Consider the following 18,389-nt stretch of genomic DNA (forward strand, 5'->3'; position numbering starts at 1 on the left):
GGATAGCAAATTAATTCAATTTAATAATAGTTGAAAATGTTTAAACTTGCAATGAATACATTAGCGAATAAACCATTCCTTTTGGGTAAACATAAGTAAATGTTAAGATTATTTTCTGCAATTGGGGGCGAAGATTTGGAAAAGATTCGTGATATTATGACAGACCAAGTAGAGTGTTGTACCTTGTTGGATAATGTATTTGAGGTTGCTGTGAAAATGAAAGAATTAAATGTCGGTGCCATTCCTATTGTTGATAAGGAAAAAATTGTGGGTATGATTACGGACCGTGATATCGTTATAAGAGGAGTTGCAGAAAAACATCCTGGTTCAACAAAAGTAGAGGACATAATGAGTGATAAACTTATAACAATCTCTGCTGATGCCACGACAAATGAAGCGGCAAACTTAATGGCTGAACATCAAATCAGACGACTTCCAGTAGTAGAAGGAGACAAATTAGTTGGAATTGTTTCTCTAGGTGATTTTGCGATAAGAAAAATGACCGATGATCAAGCAAAAGAAGCTCTTAGTGAAATTTCAGAAAAAAATTACAATGGGGTACAACATTAAAGAATGAAAACAGATACATCAACTGGTGTATCTGTTTTTTTACATAAATATTAATTTTCAGTTAAAATAATATTCTCTATTACTAACAAAGATAATGGTGATATAATTAAAAATAGCAACACTATATGAAGAAATGTAATAGAGAGGGTGAATACATCTGCGTACTCTCTTCAGAATCCTCATCCTAGCGTCTATTTTTGTGACAATTGGTTTTTATGCAAGTATAAATGAAAATGACGATAATGAAGTTTTAATAACTGATGAACATACGTTAGAAATGAATGAATCATTATATCAAAATCAGGAAAATGGTACCCAAGAAAAAACGACAGCCACACGGCCAACTAGTGGTTTGGGTATACTTATTGGTCAAGATCTTGGTTATTTAAAAGGTATATTAGGTGAACCGCAGAGGATAGATGAATCTTTGTATGGATACCAATGGTATATATATAATATTGACTACTCACGATATGTACAGGTTGGGGTAGAAAACAATAAAGTCGTAACAGTGTATGCAGTAGGAGAAGATGTGGATGTTTCTCCCTTTAAGATTGGACAGCCAATTGAGGAAATCTTTAATACTCATTTTATAGATACAAATATAGATATTGATTATAATGGAAACTCTTATCGTTTTGAATTGAATGATACAGATTTAAATATACGTCCATTACTACAATTGGGAGATGTTTTTGTCCAATTGTATATTGATAAATTTACTGGAAGTCTGTCAAGTGTGCGATTTTTAAATGATTTAACTTTAATCAAGCAACGGCCCTATGAACTCGGATATACCGGTGAATTAATTGAGGCAGAAGAACCGACGGAAGACGCATGGAGATTGATTGAAGAAGGAACAGAAAAAGAAATCTTGGATATTACTAATGTTATGCGACTTAGGCATAATGTAAAGTCGCTAGAATGGGATCAAGAAACCTCAGACGTTGCCTATAACCATAGCAAGGATATGTCAGAGAATAACGACTTCTCCCATACTTCTAAAAAATTTGGCAATCTTTCCGATCGATTAGAGGCAGCGAACGTTGCTTATAAGTCTGCTGGTGAGAATATTGCCGTTAATTACCCGGATGGACCTGCAGTAGCAGAAGGTTGGTTAAATAGTAAAGGGCACCGGGAGTCTCTATTAAACGAGGAATTCACACATCTAGGTGTTGGAGTTTATCGAAAATATTATACACAAAACTTTATTCTAAAAAACGATGAATAATGATAAAGGTAAAAGGTGACAAGTAGTCACCTTTTATTTTTTATTGATATGTACAATCTGGTATTCATTAAAGTGGAAATGATTTCCTTCCCAGCTCCCGTATATTCGTATTACCTCGCCAATCGAGAAGGTATCTATCTTAATATTGTTTTTAATAGGAATTATTTTTTTTGCCTTTATTAATTTCGTTTCTGTTTGCAGTGTAAGTTCTTGGACAAGTATAAATCGATGATAATAAAAGCGTTGTTTCTCTTGGCTAATACTTTTAATTTCACCTGTAGCAACTGCTTCTTTTTTTACTTCTGCTAATTCCAGCCATTTATGATCATTTAATTTCATTTCTTTTTTTGTTATCCAATAGAAGTAAAGACAAATTATCGGTATAACAATTGCAGTAACCATTACGTGCCTTCTCCCACCTATTTTTGGATGATAAAAAATGTGCCTGTTGCATGTGCAATTTTTCTTCCGTCAGAACGGAAAGCTTCTCCCTCTATAACCACTGTTTTACTTCCATGATGAATGATTTCCGCTTTACACCGAAGAGTATCACCTATACCAGGGGCTATGTAATGGATATTCAGCTGATTCGTTACTGCTGCATAACCTTCTGGCAGGATAGCATGTATTGCTGTTCCCATAACAGTGTCTAGCAGAGTGGCTGTAATTCCTCCATGTACAATGCCTAATGCATTATTCCAAACTGGATTAAATGGTACAGTGATTTCACAGCTTTTCTTCTCCTTATCTATTTTCCTCTCCAAATGAAGAAGACCATCAATAAATTGGGGGTACTTATGATCTATTTTCTTTTCAAATCCTTTTAATACATGGGCAAGGGCACTTAAATCCTCTTCTGTTCCTCTTTCAATACAATTATCTAATAATTGCTGTAATGTCTCTTTCATATGAAATCCCTCTCTCGTTTCTAGTTCTGAAGACATCTTACCACTAAAAAAACAATTTTCACAGTAAGTAGAATTTTCACCATTTTGAATTTAAAACATATGGTATAGGGGGCATTGATATGGGTAGGAGTGAAGACACATGCAAAAAAATTTACATCCTTCCGTGATAAAGTTTAAAGAATTTGTGAAAAATAACCCGGCTTTAATTAAGGAAGTACGAGATGGAAAATCAACTTGGCAAGAGTTATATGAGGATTGGTATCTGCTTGGGGAAGAAGATAATCGTTGGGAATCTTTAGGAGTAAAGGCAAGTAATAGTGTTGAGAAGAATGATGAAAATAAAGGAGATTGGATTTCAACAATCCTAGGGGCCGTACAGAAAATGGATCCCAATCAAATTCAGCATTATATCAATAACTTAAGTCAAGCGTTAGGAGCCATACAAGGTGTAATATCCCAATTTCAAGGAAGCCAGCCAAGTCAGGTAAAACCAAAAATAGAACACAAACATCCGTTTTCGTTTCGTAAAGACTAAAAGAAGGGAATATTTCTCATGAGAAGAGATGTACTTGAATATTTAAACAGCAAAAAAGAATTAAAAAAATTCATACGAGAACAGCCGCTTTGGTACCGAAAGCTATCAAGGAATCCTTATGATTTGCAAACGTTTGAAATTGCCTCCCTGCATTATTATAAAAAAACCATTCCTCACCGGGTAGAAAAATTCACTAATAATGTACAAATGGCATCGATGATGTTTTATATGCTGCAGTCAATGAAAGACCAGAGTTGAAATTTGACCACAATTCAATGTGGTCTTTTTTATTGGAGGAATAGAGTATGGAGTAAAAAAAATAAAGGAAGCGAACAATACTGTTAAAAGGAGTGATTATTTTGAAAAGGTACATAGAATTAACGATTCTATCTATATTTTTAACAGGTATCCTTTCAGGGTTCCAAAAGTCACCTGTTTTACCGATGGTTAGTAAGTATTCTGAAAATAATCCATCGTTATATGTTCAATCTCGAACCAAAGGAAATAATGTATTTGTTGAGTGTATTTTATCTGGAATCAGTTTTCGGCAATCTGACCAGCATGACCGGAAAGTGGGGAAGCTTGTAATTTGGCTGGATGGTAAAAGAACCAAAGAAGTAAACTCGGCCGCTTTTATTATTAAAGGTCTGCCGCCTGGAGAACATACAGTTAAGCTGGAAGTTGTTGACTTAAAAAATGTACCGTACGGAATCACAAAGGAATTCTTGGTAAATATCCCTAAGTAATAGTTTATTTCACTTTCTGTATACATTCATGGTAAAATGTGAATGGAGGTGTGGGCGTACATGCTTGCTACATCAGAAAGAATTGAACTATTGGACTATGCGGAGCAATTAGCACAAATGGTATTAGAATCGGATATTGTAGAGCAATATCAAATTTGTCTATATAAAATGCAAAACAATAAAGAAACGCAAGAAAAGATTAACCGTTTTGTTAACCTTAAAGAGCTTTATGAAGAGGTGCAGCGGTTTGGCAAATACCATCCAGACTACAAGATGGTAATGAGCCAAATTCGCGAATACAAAAGGGAAATGGACTTAGATCCCAATGTGGCTGAGTTCAAATTAGCAGAAAATGACCTGCAAAGTCTGCTGGACGAAATTAGTATGTTAGTTGGCGGTGCTGTTTCCAAGCAGATAAAAGTGCCGTCAGGGAATCCATTTTTTGATACAGGATCTCATGGTTCAGGCTGTGGAGGCGGTGGGAGCTGCAGCTGCTCCGCCTAAGGAAAAACGGCTTAATTTTAGATTAAGCCGTTTTTTTATCCTTTTAACCGTGTACAATCAACACATAAATTCCCACAGCAGAACATTTTTTCTTGCGGTACATAAAACCGGTGACGATAAACCAAAAGTAAACCTTCCTGTCGGACAAATATTGTTTCACTGTGCAATCGATTACCTAATATTACGGCAATGGAACATTTTTTAATGATTGCCTCAAGAGCCTGCTGAGATAATTCAGGGGCTAGGGTAACATACAAAAATGGTATTCCTGCAACTTTTATCCAATGGGCACTGGTAATACCCTTATTTAGGGTAAGTTTGTTAATAAATTGTTGCCAAATGGGTTCTAAATCCATATGAATCACCATTATTCCTTAGGTGGTTTTATTTACTTTAGCCATTGTCAGTAAAGTTTGAATTGAAAAAGAGTGTTTTACTATGCTAGACTTATTAAAATGATGGTTTATTGAAGGGGAAAATAAGTATGTTCGTACAAAGACAAGGATTGGTTGTTTGGCTCTATTCCTTAAAGCAAGCAAAGATGTTAAGACGTTTTGGGAATGTTCATTATGTTTCTAAGAAATTAAAGTATGTTGTACTTTATTGTAATCAAGATGAACTTGAAATGATTATGGAAAAAATAAATTCCTTTTCATTTGTTAAGAAAGTAGAACCGTCATATAAACCTTTCTTAAAGATGGAATTTGAAAACGCAGCACCAGATAAAGCAAAAGAATATGATTATAAAATGGGGATTTAATAAATAAAGCTGTTGATTTACGCTCCAGTAACCTGCGAAAGTAAAATAAACGAGGACTTTCCGGTTAAATGCAGAATGGAGCCTGTTTCAGGGGTAAAAAGGGGAGGTTTTCCAATTGAGCAAAGCAAAAACCTCCATTTTCACGTATTTAGCGTCAATAGTCGGAATCTCTCCGACTATTGACGCTATTTTTTATTAATAATTACAAATAAGCGAGATTTTTCCACTCTATTTAGATTCTTAAAATCAATAAAATCAACCATAACCTTTAACACAGCCTAATAAAAAAAGCGGAAGAGCCTCTTGGCGCTTCCGCTTTTCTTAATGGAGTGGCTTAATATAGTGATTTAGTCTTAGAATTGCGATTAAATGTTGATAGTATAACTCTTTTTCATGAAAAATCGTCGAAGGCTTAACGGAAAGTTGGATAATTTGCTTGCCGAGTTCTTCTGCAGTCTGTTGAAACAAATCATATCTTTTATTTGGAATGAAGTTTGGATTCGGAATCCCTTCTCGGCAGATATAAAGTGCCTGGAATTTTCCTGGATCGGTGAGCTGCATCACAACTGCTAAAGATGTCACTTGTTTTTCATTTTTCACAGTATGAAAGGCCATCATATGGAGAAGACGGTGTTGATTAGCCTTTGCAAGTTCAAGCAGCTCATATATATCCGAATAACCTTCACCTAGTTCAATAAAGCGTTGTATCAAAAGGTAGCTCTCCTTTGTTTAATAATTCATTCCCATACTTTAACATATTTTTGGGTTAAATGCTCAACTAAAAGAAAAAAACCCTGCAGACTTAAATCTGCAGGGTCCTTCTACATCCTCTTAAAGGATAGAAGGCAAAGGGAGAGGAGAAACCGGAGGAAGAACTTATGGGGAAACGTAAGTCTTCTCCGCGGTTGGCAACAACATCCTCGAATTGATGTTGTTAATTACATTATCTCCACAACTAACAAGCTTATACGTATTTAAAATAATTTTTCAGAAATAATCCAACAAGTTGGCTAGTTTATTCAATTATGATAGGATATTCTTAAAAATAGAAAAATGGATAAATTGTGGTGATAATTATTGAGAGTTGTTTCAGGTGTTTGTAAAGGAAGACCATTAAAAGCTGTTCCAGGAAATACAACGAGACCGACAACAGATAAAGTGAAAGAAGCCTTATTTAATATGATTGGACCCTATTTTGACGGTGGAATAGGATTGGACCTTTTTGCCGGCAGCGGAGGGTTAGGGCTGGAAGCATTAAGCAGAGGCTTAGATAAAGTTATTTTTGTCGATCGTGATGTAAAGGCTATACAAACCATTCATGAGAATATCAAAGCATGTAATATGGAGGATATGTCGGAAGTGTATCGAAATGATGCTGACAGAGCCTTAAAAGCCTTGATCAAAAGGGACGTTCGTTTTGATTACATATTTTTAGATCCTCCGTATAAAAAGCAGCAATTACTAAATTTAATGGATAAAATATCGGAACATGGGCTGTTAACAGCTGGCGGTAACATTATCTGCGAACACAGTCATGATGTTGAATTGCCAGAACATGCTGGTGAGTTTTCGCAACAGAGACATGAAAAGTATGGAATGATTGCGATAACGATTTATGCATGATTCAGCGAGATATGAGGGGGAGTCATTTGTGGCTAGTATAGCCGTTTGTCCAGGAAGCTTTGATCCAATCACATATGGTCATTTAGATATTATTAGACGAGGCGCTAAGGTGTTTGATATGGTCTATGTGAGTGTTATGAATAATTCTTCAAAAAATCCGTTATTTAGCGTCGAGGAGCGGATGAGCCTAATAAAAGAAGTGACTAAGGATCTTCCAAATGTCAAGGTCGATGAACATTCTGGACTCCTTGTTGATTATGCTAAGGCAGTTAAGGCGAATGCCATCTTACGAGGTTTGCGCGCCGTTTCAGACTTTGAATATGAAATGCAAATAACATCAATGAACAGAGTTCTGAATGACGAAATTGAGACCTTCTTTATCATGACAAACAGCCAATATTCATTCTTAAGCTCTAGTATTGTAAAAGAAGTATCAAAGTACAATGGCAATATTTCAGAGCTTGTGCCGCCAATTGTGGAAGCAGCATTAAACCAGAAATTTAATCGATGAAAATGGCAAAAAGCCTTGGTAATCCAGGGCTTTTTTTGATGCTAATAGCTTTTACGTAATTTGTTATACAGTATGAATACATATATCATTAGTGAAATGATTGTTATCAGTGGACCTGCTTCTGTTAATTTTTGAAAATAAATTTGCGGCCATGTACCTTCAACAAAAAGGTTAACAGGGATTGCATTAGACGGCTGTTCTGTTTGATAAAACCGGACATAAATTGGTTTCCATAAGAGGAAAGCAAAGATACTGGCGAATAACCCCTGTGCAATTCTTGCGAAAAAGAATGGTTTAAATCGTATGTCAGTTTGGGCCAAAATGCTTGCAACCTGAGCTTGAACGCTAAATCCGCTAAAACCTAAAATAAAGCTCGTAACAATTGCTTGCTGAAGCAGAGTAGCGTCGCCAACCCCGCTTGTTAAATCGCTCCCAAGTGTAATTTCGAATAAACCTGAGATAAATGGAATGCTGAGCATATCAGGGAGTGAGAGGGCGGAAAATAGAATGTCAAATCCTCTGGCAAGGGCAGCGGTAATATGTAGATGAAACAGCAGCTTGTTAATCACCGAAAATAAAATAATAAATCCGCCAACCATTAACAAGGTTTGAATAGAAGAGTTTACAGCATCGCCAAGAAGTTTGCCAATTGGCCGCTTGTCTTTTATTCTAGTTTGATGCAATGCAGAAAAGGCAGACTTTAAGATAAATTTACCTTCCCTATCCTTCTTTTTATCGGGTGTTTCATTTCCATAAAACCGCATCATTAGCCCAACACAAATATTCCCTAAATAATGAGCTAATGCTAAAATGACACCTAATTGCGGGTTATGAAAAAAACCAACCGCTACAGCACCGAAGATAAATAATGGGTTAGAGGAATTAGTGAAAGAAGCAAGTCTTTCAGCTTCAATTTGTGTAAGTTGACCTTCCTGACGAAGTCTTGCAGACAGCTTAGCGCCTGCAGGGAATCCAGAAGCCATTCCCATTGCCCAAACAAATCCCCCTACTCCAGGAACCCGGAAAAGAGGTCTCATGAGCGGCTCTAATAACACTCCAATAAACTTAACTACACCGAAACCAATTAACATTTCGGATATGATAAAAAACGGAAGTAAGGATGGAAAAACAATTTCCCACCACATATTAAGTCCACGGAGAGATGCTTCAAATGACTCCTTAGGAAAAGTAATCATGGAACCAGCTAAAATAATGACGGATATAGATAGAAAGATTGTTTTTAATTTTGAATAAAACAAAGAATATCCTCCTTTCCGAGGGTTTTGTTATACTGTATAAATAAAAAATGTTAAAATAAGGATTACTCACTATTTGTAGATTCGGCCTTGTCCCCATATAACACAAATATACTCATAGAACGCTAATTTAGACCATAAGATTGAACGAGAATTCTCCTGTCAGATTGTTTAGTGTCATAATGCTTTTAAGGCTTATGAAAAGGGAGGGAACGGTTATGCAGCGTCCTAAAATAGGATTAGCGCTAGGTTCCGGCGGAGCAAGGGGCTTTGCTCATTTAGGGGTTATTAAAGTCATAAAGGAAGCAGGGATTCCGATTGATGTAATCGCAGGAAGCAGCATGGGAGCCCTTGTTGCTAGTTTTTATGGGGCAGGTATTGAACTGGACCGTTTATATAAATTATCAGCAGCATTTAAGCGTAAATATTTTTTAGATTTTACGGTGCCTAAAATGGGATTTATTGCAGGGAAGCGGGTAAAGGAATTCATTAAAGTGTTTACCCATGGTAAAAATATTGAAGAATTATCCATACCAATAGGAATCGTTACAACGGATTTACTAACTGGGGAAAAGGTTGTTTTTAAAAAAGGTCCTGTTGCGGAAGCTGTCAGAGCTAGTATATCAATTCCAGGGATTTTTGTACCTGAAAAGTATAATGGGAGAATCTTAGTTGATGGCGGGGTGTCAGACCGGGTTCCCGTATCTGTGGCGAAAGAATTGGGGGCTGACATTGTAATAGCGGTAGACGTTTCTAGAGTGAAGCGGAATGCAGAAATCACATCTATATACGATGTCATTATGCAAAGTATTGATATCATGCAAACTGAAATTATTAATTATCGTGAGATTGCTTCTGATATTATGATTCGTCCGCCTGTTGAGGCATATAGCTCCCGTGCATTCACGAATATTGAAGAAATTATCGAACTTGGAGAAGAAGAAGCGAAGAAACATTTAGATATAATAAAAAAGGTAATAACGGAATGGAAGGGGTAGGGAGCTTTTGAGAAGCAAAATTTTTGTAGGGTCTTCCATTGTAATTGCACTAATGATGATTGCAGGGATTTTTTTTTCATTACCGTATTATGTTTCGAAACCGGGTATTGCAAGAGAATTAGCACCTATTATTCAAGTAAAAGATGGTACGGAGTCGAAAGGAACCTTTATGTTGACTACAGTGAGAATGGGAAGAGCAAATATTTATTCCTATGTTGAAGCTAAACTCTTTGATTATGTTGAACTTTATCCTGTAGAAGCTATATTACACGAAGCAGAAACACAAGAAGAATATAACGCAAGACAGCTCCATATGATGGCAGGATCAAAATTGAATGCTATTGAAGTGGCCTATAAGAAAGCGGAATATCCTGTTGATTACGAATACAAAGGGGTTTACGTTGTTCAGGTTGTCCCTGATATGCCTGCAGAGGGAAAATTACGCGCTGGGGATCGAATCTCTAAGGTAGATGGGAAAGAATTTCCCTCTTCTGAGAAGTTTATCGATTATGTGGGCAAGAAAAAGGCAGGCGATCAAGTAGAATTAACCATTAATAGGGAAGATAAAACAAAAACGGTCAAGGTAACGGTCGAACCCTTCAAAGATGATCCAAAGAAAGTCGGTATCGGGATTTCGTTAGTTGATGATAAGGAAATTATTGTTGATCCTAAAGTTACTGTTAAGACTGATGAAATCGGTGGGCCATCTGCCGGGTTGATGTTCTCACTAGAAATCTATGATCAGTTAATGGAAGATGACTTTACGAAAGGGTACAAAATTGCTGGAACAGGGACAATCGACCCAAAAGGTAGTGTTGGGCCAATTGGAGGGATTGATCAAAAAATCGTTGCAGCTGACAAAGCGGGAGCAGAAATCTTCTTTGCCCCGAATGAAAAAGGGGGCAAGGATTCCAATTACAAACTAGCGGTGAAGACTGCCCGTGAGATTGATTCCAAAATGAAAATTGTTCCGGTGGATGTAATTGATGACGCGATAAATTATTTAGAGGAATTACCTATGAAATAAAGGAGATGGTGCCTTCTAGGCGCCATCTTCTTTATTTCATATAAATGGGTGGTTGTTTATATTCTTGATGTAATAAGCGTTCCCTAGTTTGTATTCCCACACCGAAGGAATAAACCCGTGAAGCTCTGATATCTAATACGATATCTTTTTCCTTATAGGCAGATAGTTTAGAAACGAGTGGAAGAGCAAATTGAGATTTATACTTATTTAAGTATTCTTTTCCGTTGTTTGTCATACCTAACAGTCGTAAATAGGTAGCAATCTCTTTTTTGCTTTTCATATCAGTCTTTTTTGCATTGGTTAAGATGTGAACACAAATTCTTTGCAATCTTGTCCATGTATAGCGTTTCGTTTTTATTTTTTGCATAAATTCTTTGAAATGAGTAGAATCTAGTGCAGCAGCTATTAAACGATGTTCAATACCTTCTTCCACCTCATAAACTTCACTTAGTTCCTCCGGACTCATTTGCAGCAAACGAAAGCGTAAATAACTCCAGTAATTTTCCCATTGGTGGAAATGCCCATGTTCAGCTAGGTATTCTTTCAAAAGCATGTTAGTTGCAACAGGCACATATTGTTCAATCGAGCTCTTTCCTTCTTGATGGGTAAACAAAGCTTTACGTATGCTTGTGGCACTAGCGATGGTCTCTGTGGCAAAGTGTTCATCATGGTAATCCGCATTTTTCCTTTTTACAGTGAGAGGAATGATCGGACTATTTTGCTGAATGATAGATTTAACATAATGAAAACCAAGGATGTTATTCGGTTTATCCAGACTCAATATATTATCAGGGCTTGACAATGTTTGAAAAGACAACGATAATGCTTTAGGGTAACTAACACCTGATTTTATATTCTTTTTAATATTTTGATCAAAACGCTCTTTATTTTTATCCAAATAGTCAACCGTTTGCGTGAAGGAAGATATATCCCCGCTTTCGCTGCCAAACATAAGCGAATGGCATCCAATGGCGTCTAAAATAGAGACTGCACCATTTGCGAATGTCTCAGCCTTTTGCGTTGCAAATCGATAAGGTAGTTCTAGGACAATATCAACACCATTTAGAAGAGCCATTTGAGTCCGATACCATTTAGAAACAAGAGCAGGTTCACCACGTTGAAGGAAATTACCGCTCATAACGGCGATAACTAAGTCAGCTTGGGCTGTTTCCTTTGCTGCTTGCAGATGATAGGCATGGCCATTATGAAAAGGATTATATTCGACAATTACACCAACAGCTTTCATTTAAAGTTCTCCTTTATCTGTTCGTAAAACATCGTAATTTTTTATAGTAATCGTATTATAGCAAAAATTACCATGATAAGATAATGGTTTACGATAATGTGCAGTTGGGACTGTAAACTGAATTAACTGGGTAAACTAATTTGAAGAGGTTGTTTTTAGAAGAATATTAAAATGAAAAATCACATTTTAGGTGTAAAGAAAAAACATTGACAAAAATTTAATCGAAGGCTATAATTACCTTTGTTGCCTTGGGGTGATTCAATTGAAATGGACATTAAGCCAATTACAAAAATACCGAAACAAGGATTTTCTGATTGATGATATTATTCGAGTTGATGAGATAAAAGAAACGGATCCGACGATTCGTGAAGTATCTCCGATGCATATTACTGGTCGGGGTGATATTGATTCAACGAAAGTGACATTTCATCTGAAAATTGAGGGTCATTTAATCCTGCCTTGTTCTCGTACTTTAGTGGATGTTAAACTTCCGATTAATGTCGAAACAACTGAAACTTTCCTCTTGCAAGGATCAGAATATGAAACTGAAGAGGAAGTTTATCAAGTAAAAGGGGAAGTAATTGATTTAATGCCTGTCATTAGAGAAATTCTTTTACTAGAGGTTCCAATGCAAGTGTTCTGTGAAGATGTCAACCATAAAGACGCTGCACCACAATCCGGTAAGGACTGGGAAGTTATAAGTGATGGAGATCAATCCAAAAAGATTGATCCAAGACTAGCAGGTCTTGCAAAGTTTTTTGACAAAAACAATTCTTCTTCCGAATCATAATCATTAAAACAAGAAGCAAAGTGAAGAACCAGCATTCCTGGCCTTCATTACTTTCTTAATACTCTTTAAGGAGGTGGGAAGAATGGCTGTACCTTTTAGAAGAACTTCTAAAACTGTAAAAAGAAAACGTCGTACACATTTTAAATTAAACGTACCTGGTATGGTAAGCTGCCCAAACTGTGGTGAAATGAAACTTTCACACCGCGTATGTAAAGCTTGCGGAACATACAAAGGAAAAGACGTTGTTAACGACTAATTTCCATTACGATAAAAAGCACAAGGAGCAATATGCCCTTGTGCTTTTGTCGTTTTAAAAAATATTTTACATACTTAAAATATTTGGATATAAAAAGGGGGAACCAATATGTCATTTTCCATTGAAAAACGTGATATGGGTTATTTATTATTTACGATTACCAGAGTCGAAAAAAGAAATGCCATTAATTATGAGGTCATGAATGGATTAACAGAGGCTATCTCTTTGGCTGCAAATGATTCAAATATTAAGGCGCTCGTCATCACAGGAGAAGGTGATCAGGCTTTTTGTTCCGGCGGGGACTTATCTGTATTTCACCAGCTTAAGACAAAGGAAGAAGCGTATGACATGCTTTCTAAAATGTCTCAAATTCTTTATTCGCTAATGACTTTAGCAAAACCAACGATCGCTCTTTTAAATGGAACAGCTATCGGTGGCGGATGTGAGCTTGCTTCTGCTTGTGATTACCGTTTAGCGAGAGAAGGGATTAGAGCTGGTTTCGTACAAGGTAAACAAGCTATTACAACTGGTTGGGGCGGGGGAACAATTATAACAGAAAAATTATCAACTGCACACGGTATGAAGCTTTTAATGGAAGCGGAAATTCAAAATGCTGAGTATTTAAAAGAAGCGGGCTTTATCGATTATATTTATTCAAATACTCACATTACTGCGTGCGAGACGTTTATGGGAAAGCTTTTATCAGTTGATTTAAAGGTATTAGAAGCATATAAAATGATGTGGATAGTAAAGTGGGAAGAAAACAAGCTAAGAGAAAGAATAGAAAAAGAAGTAAGGAATTGCAGTGTCCTATGGGAAAGTGAACCGCATCATAAGTATGTCCAAAACTTTATTAGTAAAAAAATGCAAAAATAAGAATAAAGACAATCTGTTATCAGTCTATCTTTTCTAGTAGATGCATATGTATGAATAAAAACACTAGGAGGGATTTGACTTATGTCACCAACTCGCCAAGATGCATGGTCCCAAGATGAAGATTTATTGCTCGCTGAAGTTGTGTTGAGACATATTCGAGAAGGCGGGACACAGCTTCAAGCATTTGAGGAAGTGGGAAAACAGCTTTCTCGAACTTCTGCGGCATGCGGATTTCGTTGGAACTCATTTGTAAGGAAGCAATATAAATCAGGAATAGAATTGGCTAAAAAACAGAGAAAAGAATTAAAAAAGCAAAATATTCCTGCCGATAAAGAGATAACAAAAGAGTTTGTTGCCGAAGAAACGCAATCCTTGGGTTCACCTAGGAGTGAAGATATAACATTTCAATCGGTGGTTCACTTCCTTGAAAATCTCCAAAAGCAAGCGGCAGCTGCTTCAAGCATAGAGGAAGCAAGAGAAAAGTCCATTCAAAAAATAAAAGAGCTTGAAAAGAAATCTTATTCGCTTGCAGCTGAAAATGAGAGATTAGCAAAAAACCTAAAAGCGATTGAAGAAGACTATCGCTCTTTAATTGAAATTATGGAAAGAGCGCGAAAAATGGTTGTCTTACAAGAAGAAGATAGACAGCAAAAAGTAAAATTCCAAATGGATAAAAACGGAAATCTTGAAAGAATCGAAAAATAGTAAAAAGCGGACATAATGTCCGCTTTTTTTCGTTATTCATTATGTTGAGCTTCTACACCTTCAGGATACCATACAAGTGGATTTTCGCCACGGTCACGTTCCATGTCATATTCAACATTTGTAAAATTCATATGTTCCCAAAAGCTTCTTGATTGTACTCTTGGGTTCGTTTTAATTGGAACACCGAAACTTTTAGCAAATTCTACGAGCTTCTTTCCATACCCCTTACCTTGATAATCCGGCAATACCTCAAGTTTCCACAATTCTAAATAATTTTGTGGTGGAAAGAAATAACGGTCAAACTTGGCATCTATTTGATATAAACTCATTCGAGCTACTAGTTTGTCTCCGAAATAGATTCCATAAAAAGGAGAGTCAATATCATTATCGATCATATTTGCTTCTAAGTCCTCAATCATGGAGAGTTCTTGAATTCCGTATTCTTTGAATTTTTTAAATTCCTCAAGTGTTTTAAAATTAATTTTTAATTTTTCAACTTTCATCACCATATATAAGCCCCCTTAATAAATGATTTTCATACTAACTGTATATATTCATTTAAAGCTGAATAATGTGAAATGAATTTATTAATAAATTATTCAAAATGAATTAATAACATTATATAACAAAGATACAAAAAATTCTTTATATATTCCCTGGAAAACGGTTTCTTTTTGATCGTACCGCCTGTGGAAAGGGAGGCGCCAAAAGAGGAAATCAATAGACGTGTTAATAGAGCAATCTTTTTATGGACAAACGTATAAACTAGTTGCAGCATCTGATAAACTATAAACAAAAAGACAATTAATGGGTGGTATCATGAAACTTGGCATTATTGGTGCTGGTTCTATTGGATTATTAGTCGCATCGTACTTAAGCAATGCTTTCTCTGTCACGCTTTATACTAAAACAAGCGAACAAGCAGAAATCATTAATCAACACGGGATATATCTGCAAGAAGGTTCTGTACAAAGAAAAGTAAGTGTTCGTGCCCTTCCTATTTCCAAATGGGCAGGAATAGAAGAGATAACCATTATTGCCGTCAAACAATATCAAATTCACTCTATAATAAATCAGATAATAAGCCTGAAGATGATTCCTCAGACCCTATTATTTTTACAAAACGGAATGAGTCATCTTACATTACTTAAAAATATTCCTGCGACTAATATTTTTGTTGGATCCGTTGAGCATGGGGCCAGTAAAGTTAATACATATACGGTTTCTCACAATGGTAAGGGAGCCATTAATGTTGCTCTATATAAAGGTAATGTTGACGGAATAAAGGAGTTTGCTGAGGTTTGTACTTCTATTCGTTTCCCTATGACCCTGAAAGACGATTATTATACTATGCTGATAAATAAATTAATTACAAATGCCATCATCAATCCTTTAACTGCAATTCTTCAAGTCAATAATGGTGAATTAATCAAAAACACCTTCTATTTTGCTGCGGTCAAAAAACTGTTTCTAGAAATCTCATTTATACTAAATCTAGAAGATCCTATTAAAAGATTTAGAGATGTGTTGAGAATATGTAAAAAAACAGGTGATAATAGGTCATCTATGCTAAAAGACTTAGAGGCTGGGAGAAGGACAGAAATTGATGCGATACTTGGCTTTTTGATAGAGGAAGCTCAGCTTCAACAAAAAACAGCAACGAACATTGAAAGCTATTATTATTTAATCAAAGGGAAAGAAAAGGATTGGAGGAGCAGCAATTGAGTTCATTTATCTCATCGATTATTACTATTTTCTTAACTGTACCTCTTCTAGGTTTTATAATGATTTATGTATTAAATAAGTTATTAACTAAAAACACTCGAAAGTCTTTTCATAAAGCGTTGGACTACTCAACGCTACTCTTTATCGTGGCTGTTCACTTTTTGTTACTAACCATTTGGGGCAAATCATTTTTTGGGCTGATTTTGCTAATCTTACTTGTCATTGCCATGATATTCGTAGTCATACATTGGAAGATAAAAGGTGAAATTATATTGGCAAAGGTTTTTAAAGGGTTTTGGCGATTTAATTTTCTTATCTTCTTTTTAGCCTATGTATCCCTAACTATATTTGGCATACTGCAAAGTGCATTAACTTTTACATTTTCTTAAGCAAAGATTTTTTTTATTAGAGCAGATGATGCTATACTCATATGGAATGAATATGGTTGATCAGAAAGGAAGTACTTAAATGGAGATTTTAAATCTCTCATTGTCAGCAACGAATCGATTTGCTTCAAATTATTTAGAACAATCCTCTGATGTTCTGCCTTTTTTTCATTATCGGTTTAATGACTTTGCCGAAGATCAGAAGAGATTAGACGAATTAAGCAATCGACACTTTCCACGGGAAAAAGTAGCTGGTCACATAGAGAAATTTATGGAACGTTTTCCATCATCAGAAGAAGTGAAGAATTCACTCGCAAAACTAAAACAATCGAATAGTGTAGTAGTTATTGGCGGTCAACAAGCAGGTATCCTTACAGGACCTCTTTATTCGATACATAAGATAATCTCCATTATTAAATTAGCAGAGCAAAAAGAGAAGCAGCTTGGTGTACCAGTCATTCCTGTATTCTGGATAGCTGGAGAAGACCATGATTTTCATGAAGTAAATCATGTGTTTATGCCCGTAGAGCAAAGAGTAGATAAATGGTCCTACCCAGAAATGGTTAAGCAAAAGAAAATGGTATCAGATGTCACCCTTAACAAAGATGTGTGCCGAGAGTGGGTCATTAATGTAATAGAAAACTTTGGTGAGACCAATCATACAAAGCAGCTAATCAATTTCGCAGAAGAAACCTTACGTGATTCTTCAACGTTTGTTGAATTTTTTGCTAACATTGTAATGGAGCTCTTTAAGGATTATGGATTATTAATTGTAGACTCAGGTGATCGCCAGTTCCGTCTCTTGCAAACAGAGAAATTCGCTCAACAAATTGAGCAGCATAAGGAAATTACCAATTATCTGCTTGAACAACAAAGTATTATAGGTAAAAAGGGTTATCCAATCACAATTGATTCCAATGAAAATGCAGCCAATTTGTTTTATTACAATCCAAAATCAAATGAAAGAATTTTGCTTGAATATGATTCAGAAAGAAATGTTTTTGTGGGGAAAAGTGGAGCTGTATCCTTTACAAAAGAAGAACTAATGGAGATTGCCTATCAAGACCCGGCAAAACTAAGTAATAATGTGGTGACACGGCCCTTAATGCAAGAATGGCTATTCCCAACACTGGCATTTATTGCTGGTCCGGGAGAAATCTCTTATTGGGCTGAATTGAAGCTTGTTTTTGAACATTTTAAAATAAGTATGCCTCCGATTGTACCAAGGTTAAATATAACCTTGGTGGAGAGAGCGGTTGAAAGTGATATTCATGAGCTAAACCTAGAACTATCCCAGGTATTGAGCAGGGGAACTGTGGAAGAGAGAAACCAATATCTAGAATCAATCAAGGATAAAGAGGTTTCTGAACTATTTTCTACACTGAAATCGCAGTTATTACAGCAGTATGACCTTATTGAAAGAAAAACCAACCAGCTTGATAAAAGTTTGCTGCCGCTAGTAAAGAAGAATGAAACCTATTTATTAAAGCAGATTGGATTTATGGAAACGAAGCTGGAGGAATCAGTACAATCAAAGTACAATGTCATTCTTAGTAAGTTTAATCGTATTGATTTATCACTGCGGCCTGATGGATTTCCGCAAGAGCGGGTTTGGAACATTTTCTATTATTTAAATCAGTATGGAACAAGTTTTATTGAAGAAATAATGAAACTTGAGTTTGTATTTGACGGACAGCATAAGGTTATAAAACTTTAAGGGAGACTTCACCGATGGT

25 protein-coding genes are annotated in these 18,389 nt (G+C 36.0%); 18 read left to right on the forward strand and 7 right to left on the reverse strand.

Going from position 1 to position 18,389, the window contains the following annotated elements; genetic code table 11:
- Positions 1–135: 135 nt before the first annotated feature.
- Positions 136–570: a CBS domain-containing protein gene (locus BANA01_RS02900; RefSeq protein WP_034674203.1), complete on the forward strand. Its 435-nt coding sequence runs from the start codon at positions 136–138 to the stop codon at positions 568–570.
- Positions 571–769: 199 nt separating this feature from the next.
- The gene (locus tag BANA01_RS02905; protein WP_169803641.1) at positions 770–1,801 is read left to right on the forward strand and encodes a CAP domain-containing protein; all 1,032 of its coding nucleotides are present in this window, start codon (positions 770–772) and stop codon (positions 1,799–1,801) included.
- Between the two features lie 33 nt (positions 1,802–1,834).
- Here BANA01_RS02905 and BANA01_RS02910 read toward each other — a convergent pair whose 3' ends face one another.
- Positions 1,835–2,203, reverse strand: coding sequence for a hypothetical protein (locus tag BANA01_RS02910; RefSeq protein ID WP_034674207.1), 369 nt, complete (start codon positions 2,201–2,203; stop codon positions 1,835–1,837).
- A 17-nt stretch (positions 2,204–2,220) separates the two neighbouring features.
- Entirely contained in the window at positions 2,221–2,709 is a 489-nt protein-coding gene (locus tag BANA01_RS02915; RefSeq protein ID WP_034674209.1) for a PaaI family thioesterase, read from the reverse strand.
- 139 nt (positions 2,710–2,848) lie between these two features.
- Between BANA01_RS02915 and BANA01_RS02920 the strand changes: the two genes are divergently transcribed.
- From BANA01_RS02920 to BANA01_RS02935, 4 genes are all read left to right on the forward strand, one after another.
- On the forward strand, positions 2,849–3,244 hold the full coding sequence (locus BANA01_RS02920) for a YlbD family protein (RefSeq protein WP_034674211.1): 396 nt from the start codon (positions 2,849–2,851) through the stop codon (positions 3,242–3,244).
- Positions 3,245–3,262: 18 nt separating this feature from the next.
- A complete protein-coding gene (locus tag BANA01_RS02925) occupies positions 3,263–3,502 on the forward strand; it encodes a YlbE-like family protein (protein ID WP_034674213.1) in 240 nt (79 codons plus the stop codon).
- Between the two features lie 101 nt (positions 3,503–3,603).
- Positions 3,604–3,990, forward strand: coding sequence for a hypothetical protein (locus tag BANA01_RS02930; RefSeq protein ID WP_052106323.1), 387 nt, complete (start codon positions 3,604–3,606; stop codon positions 3,988–3,990).
- Between the two features lie 60 nt (positions 3,991–4,050).
- A complete protein-coding gene (locus tag BANA01_RS02935) occupies positions 4,051–4,494 on the forward strand; it encodes a YlbF/YmcA family competence regulator (RefSeq protein ID WP_034674214.1) in 444 nt (147 codons plus the stop codon).
- 35 nt (positions 4,495–4,529) lie between these two features.
- Here BANA01_RS02935 and BANA01_RS02940 read toward each other — a convergent pair whose 3' ends face one another.
- Positions 4,530–4,850, reverse strand: coding sequence for a hypothetical protein (locus BANA01_RS02940; RefSeq protein WP_034674216.1), 321 nt, complete (start codon positions 4,848–4,850; stop codon positions 4,530–4,532).
- A 128-nt stretch (positions 4,851–4,978) separates the two neighbouring features.
- Here BANA01_RS02940 and BANA01_RS02945 point away from each other — a divergent pair, with 128 nt between their 5' ends.
- Positions 4,979–5,254, forward strand: coding sequence for a YlbG family protein (locus BANA01_RS02945; RefSeq protein ID WP_034674218.1), 276 nt, complete (start codon positions 4,979–4,981; stop codon positions 5,252–5,254).
- Positions 5,255–5,575: 321 nt separating this feature from the next.
- Here BANA01_RS02945 and BANA01_RS02950 read toward each other — a convergent pair whose 3' ends face one another.
- A complete protein-coding gene (locus BANA01_RS02950; RefSeq protein WP_034674220.1) occupies positions 5,576–5,965 on the reverse strand; it encodes a DUF7147 family protein in 390 nt (129 codons plus the stop codon).
- Between the two features lie 366 nt (positions 5,966–6,331).
- Between BANA01_RS02950 and rsmD the strand changes: the two genes are divergently transcribed.
- Together rsmD and coaD are read left to right on the forward strand one after the other, a co-directional pair.
- Entirely contained in the window at positions 6,332–6,877 is a 546-nt protein-coding gene (gene rsmD, locus BANA01_RS02955) for a 16S rRNA (guanine(966)-N(2))-methyltransferase RsmD (protein ID WP_063251577.1), read from the forward strand.
- A gap of 28 nt (positions 6,878–6,905) precedes the next feature.
- Entirely contained in the window at positions 6,906–7,388 is a 483-nt protein-coding gene (gene coaD, locus BANA01_RS02960) for a pantetheine-phosphate adenylyltransferase (RefSeq protein ID WP_063251578.1), read from the forward strand.
- Positions 7,389–7,429: 41 nt separating this feature from the next.
- Here coaD and ylbJ read toward each other — a convergent pair whose 3' ends face one another.
- Positions 7,430–8,647, reverse strand: coding sequence for a sporulation integral membrane protein YlbJ (gene ylbJ / locus BANA01_RS02965; protein ID WP_063251579.1), 1,218 nt, complete (start codon positions 8,645–8,647; stop codon positions 7,430–7,432).
- Between the two features lie 215 nt (positions 8,648–8,862).
- Between ylbJ and BANA01_RS02970 the strand changes: the two genes are divergently transcribed.
- Together BANA01_RS02970 and BANA01_RS02975 are read left to right on the forward strand one after the other, a co-directional pair.
- Complete coding sequence (locus tag BANA01_RS02970) at positions 8,863–9,642, forward strand: patatin-like phospholipase family protein (protein ID WP_063251580.1); 780 nt, start codon at positions 8,863–8,865, stop codon at positions 9,640–9,642.
- 7 nt (positions 9,643–9,649) lie between these two features.
- Positions 9,650–10,669, forward strand: a complete 1,020-nt coding sequence (locus BANA01_RS02975) for a SepM family pheromone-processing serine protease (protein WP_063251581.1) — start codon at positions 9,650–9,652, stop codon at positions 10,667–10,669.
- A 31-nt stretch (positions 10,670–10,700) separates the two neighbouring features.
- On the opposite strand, the gene BANA01_RS02980 is transcribed toward BANA01_RS02975, so the two are convergent.
- On the reverse strand, positions 10,701–11,915 hold the full coding sequence (locus tag BANA01_RS02980) for a nucleotidyltransferase (protein WP_063251582.1): 1,215 nt from the start codon (positions 11,913–11,915) through the stop codon (positions 10,701–10,703).
- Positions 11,916–12,177: 262 nt separating this feature from the next.
- Here BANA01_RS02980 and BANA01_RS02985 point away from each other — a divergent pair, with 262 nt between their 5' ends.
- The 4 genes from BANA01_RS02985 (at position 12,178) to BANA01_RS03000 (ending at position 14,542) form a co-directional block, all read left to right on the forward strand.
- Complete coding sequence (locus BANA01_RS02985; RefSeq protein WP_063251583.1) at positions 12,178–12,705, forward strand: YceD family protein; 528 nt, start codon at positions 12,178–12,180, stop codon at positions 12,703–12,705.
- Positions 12,706–12,787: 82 nt separating this feature from the next.
- Entirely contained in the window at positions 12,788–12,961 is a 174-nt protein-coding gene (rpmF, locus tag BANA01_RS02990) for a 50S ribosomal protein L32 (RefSeq protein ID WP_063251584.1), read from the forward strand.
- A gap of 108 nt (positions 12,962–13,069) precedes the next feature.
- Positions 13,070–13,837: an enoyl-CoA hydratase/isomerase family protein gene (locus BANA01_RS02995; protein WP_063251585.1), complete on the forward strand. Its 768-nt coding sequence runs from the start codon at positions 13,070–13,072 to the stop codon at positions 13,835–13,837.
- Between the two features lie 81 nt (positions 13,838–13,918).
- Positions 13,919–14,542: an RsfA family transcriptional regulator gene (locus BANA01_RS03000; RefSeq protein WP_063251586.1), complete on the forward strand. Its 624-nt coding sequence runs from the start codon at positions 13,919–13,921 to the stop codon at positions 14,540–14,542.
- 32 nt (positions 14,543–14,574) lie between these two features.
- On the opposite strand, the gene BANA01_RS03005 is transcribed toward BANA01_RS03000, so the two are convergent.
- Positions 14,575–15,051, reverse strand: coding sequence for an N-acetyltransferase (locus tag BANA01_RS03005; protein ID WP_063251587.1), 477 nt, complete (start codon positions 15,049–15,051; stop codon positions 14,575–14,577).
- Positions 15,052–15,361: 310 nt separating this feature from the next.
- On the opposite strand from BANA01_RS03005, the gene BANA01_RS03010 reads away from it, so the two are divergent.
- From BANA01_RS03010 to bshC, 3 genes are all read left to right on the forward strand, one after another.
- Positions 15,362–16,267: a 2-dehydropantoate 2-reductase gene (locus tag BANA01_RS03010; RefSeq protein ID WP_063251588.1), complete on the forward strand. Its 906-nt coding sequence runs from the start codon at positions 15,362–15,364 to the stop codon at positions 16,265–16,267.
- A complete protein-coding gene (locus BANA01_RS03015; RefSeq protein ID WP_063251589.1) occupies positions 16,264–16,656 on the forward strand; it encodes a DUF3397 domain-containing protein in 393 nt (130 codons plus the stop codon). The genes BANA01_RS03010 and BANA01_RS03015 overlap by 4 nt, the downstream gene beginning before the upstream one ends.
- Before the next feature lie 79 nt (positions 16,657–16,735).
- Positions 16,736–18,370: a bacillithiol biosynthesis cysteine-adding enzyme BshC gene (gene bshC, locus BANA01_RS03020; RefSeq protein WP_063251590.1), complete on the forward strand. Its 1,635-nt coding sequence runs from the start codon at positions 16,736–16,738 to the stop codon at positions 18,368–18,370.
- Positions 18,371–18,389: the final 19 nt, after the last annotated feature.

The sequence above is a fragment of the Neobacillus niacini NBRC 15566 genome (genome assembly GCF_001591505.1).
GTDB lineage: Bacteria > Bacillota > Bacilli > Bacillales > Cytobacillaceae > Neobacillus > Neobacillus niacini.

Excerpts from the sequence above, each read along its gene's own strand:
- BANA01_RS02910 (WP_034674207.1), bottom strand. The coding sequence starts at position 2,203 with ATGGTTACTGCAATTGTTATACCGATAATTTGTCTTTACTTCTATTGG.
- BANA01_RS02915 (WP_034674209.1), bottom strand. The coding sequence starts at position 2,709 with ATGAAAGAGACATTACAGCAATTATTAGATAATTGTATTGAAAGAGGA.
- BANA01_RS02920 (WP_034674211.1), top strand. The coding sequence starts at position 2,849 with ATGCAAAAAAATTTACATCCTTCCGTGATAAAGTTTAAAGAATTTGTG.
- BANA01_RS02925 (WP_034674213.1), top strand. The coding sequence starts at position 3,263 with ATGAGAAGAGATGTACTTGAATATTTAAACAGCAAAAAAGAATTAAAA.
- BANA01_RS02935 (WP_034674214.1), top strand. The coding sequence starts at position 4,051 with ATGCTTGCTACATCAGAAAGAATTGAACTATTGGACTATGCGGAGCAA.
- BANA01_RS02940 (WP_034674216.1), bottom strand. The coding sequence starts at position 4,850 with ATGGATTTAGAACCCATTTGGCAACAATTTATTAACAAACTTACCCTA.
- BANA01_RS02945 (WP_034674218.1), top strand. The coding sequence starts at position 4,979 with ATGTTCGTACAAAGACAAGGATTGGTTGTTTGGCTCTATTCCTTAAAG.
- BANA01_RS02970 (WP_063251580.1), top strand. The coding sequence starts at position 8,863 with ATGCAGCGTCCTAAAATAGGATTAGCGCTAGGTTCCGGCGGAGCAAGG.
- BANA01_RS02980 (WP_063251582.1), bottom strand. The coding sequence starts at position 11,915 with ATGAAAGCTGTTGGTGTAATTGTCGAATATAATCCTTTTCATAATGGC.
- rpmF (WP_063251584.1), top strand. The coding sequence starts at position 12,788 with ATGGCTGTACCTTTTAGAAGAACTTCTAAAACTGTAAAAAGAAAACGT.
- BANA01_RS02995 (WP_063251585.1), top strand. The coding sequence starts at position 13,070 with ATGTCATTTTCCATTGAAAAACGTGATATGGGTTATTTATTATTTACG.
- BANA01_RS03000 (WP_063251586.1), top strand. The coding sequence starts at position 13,919 with ATGTCACCAACTCGCCAAGATGCATGGTCCCAAGATGAAGATTTATTG.
- BANA01_RS03005 (WP_063251587.1), bottom strand. The coding sequence starts at position 15,051 with ATGGTGATGAAAGTTGAAAAATTAAAAATTAATTTTAAAACACTTGAG.
- BANA01_RS03010 (WP_063251588.1), top strand. The coding sequence starts at position 15,362 with ATGAAACTTGGCATTATTGGTGCTGGTTCTATTGGATTATTAGTCGCA.
- bshC (WP_063251590.1), top strand. The coding sequence starts at position 16,736 with ATGGAGATTTTAAATCTCTCATTGTCAGCAACGAATCGATTTGCTTCA.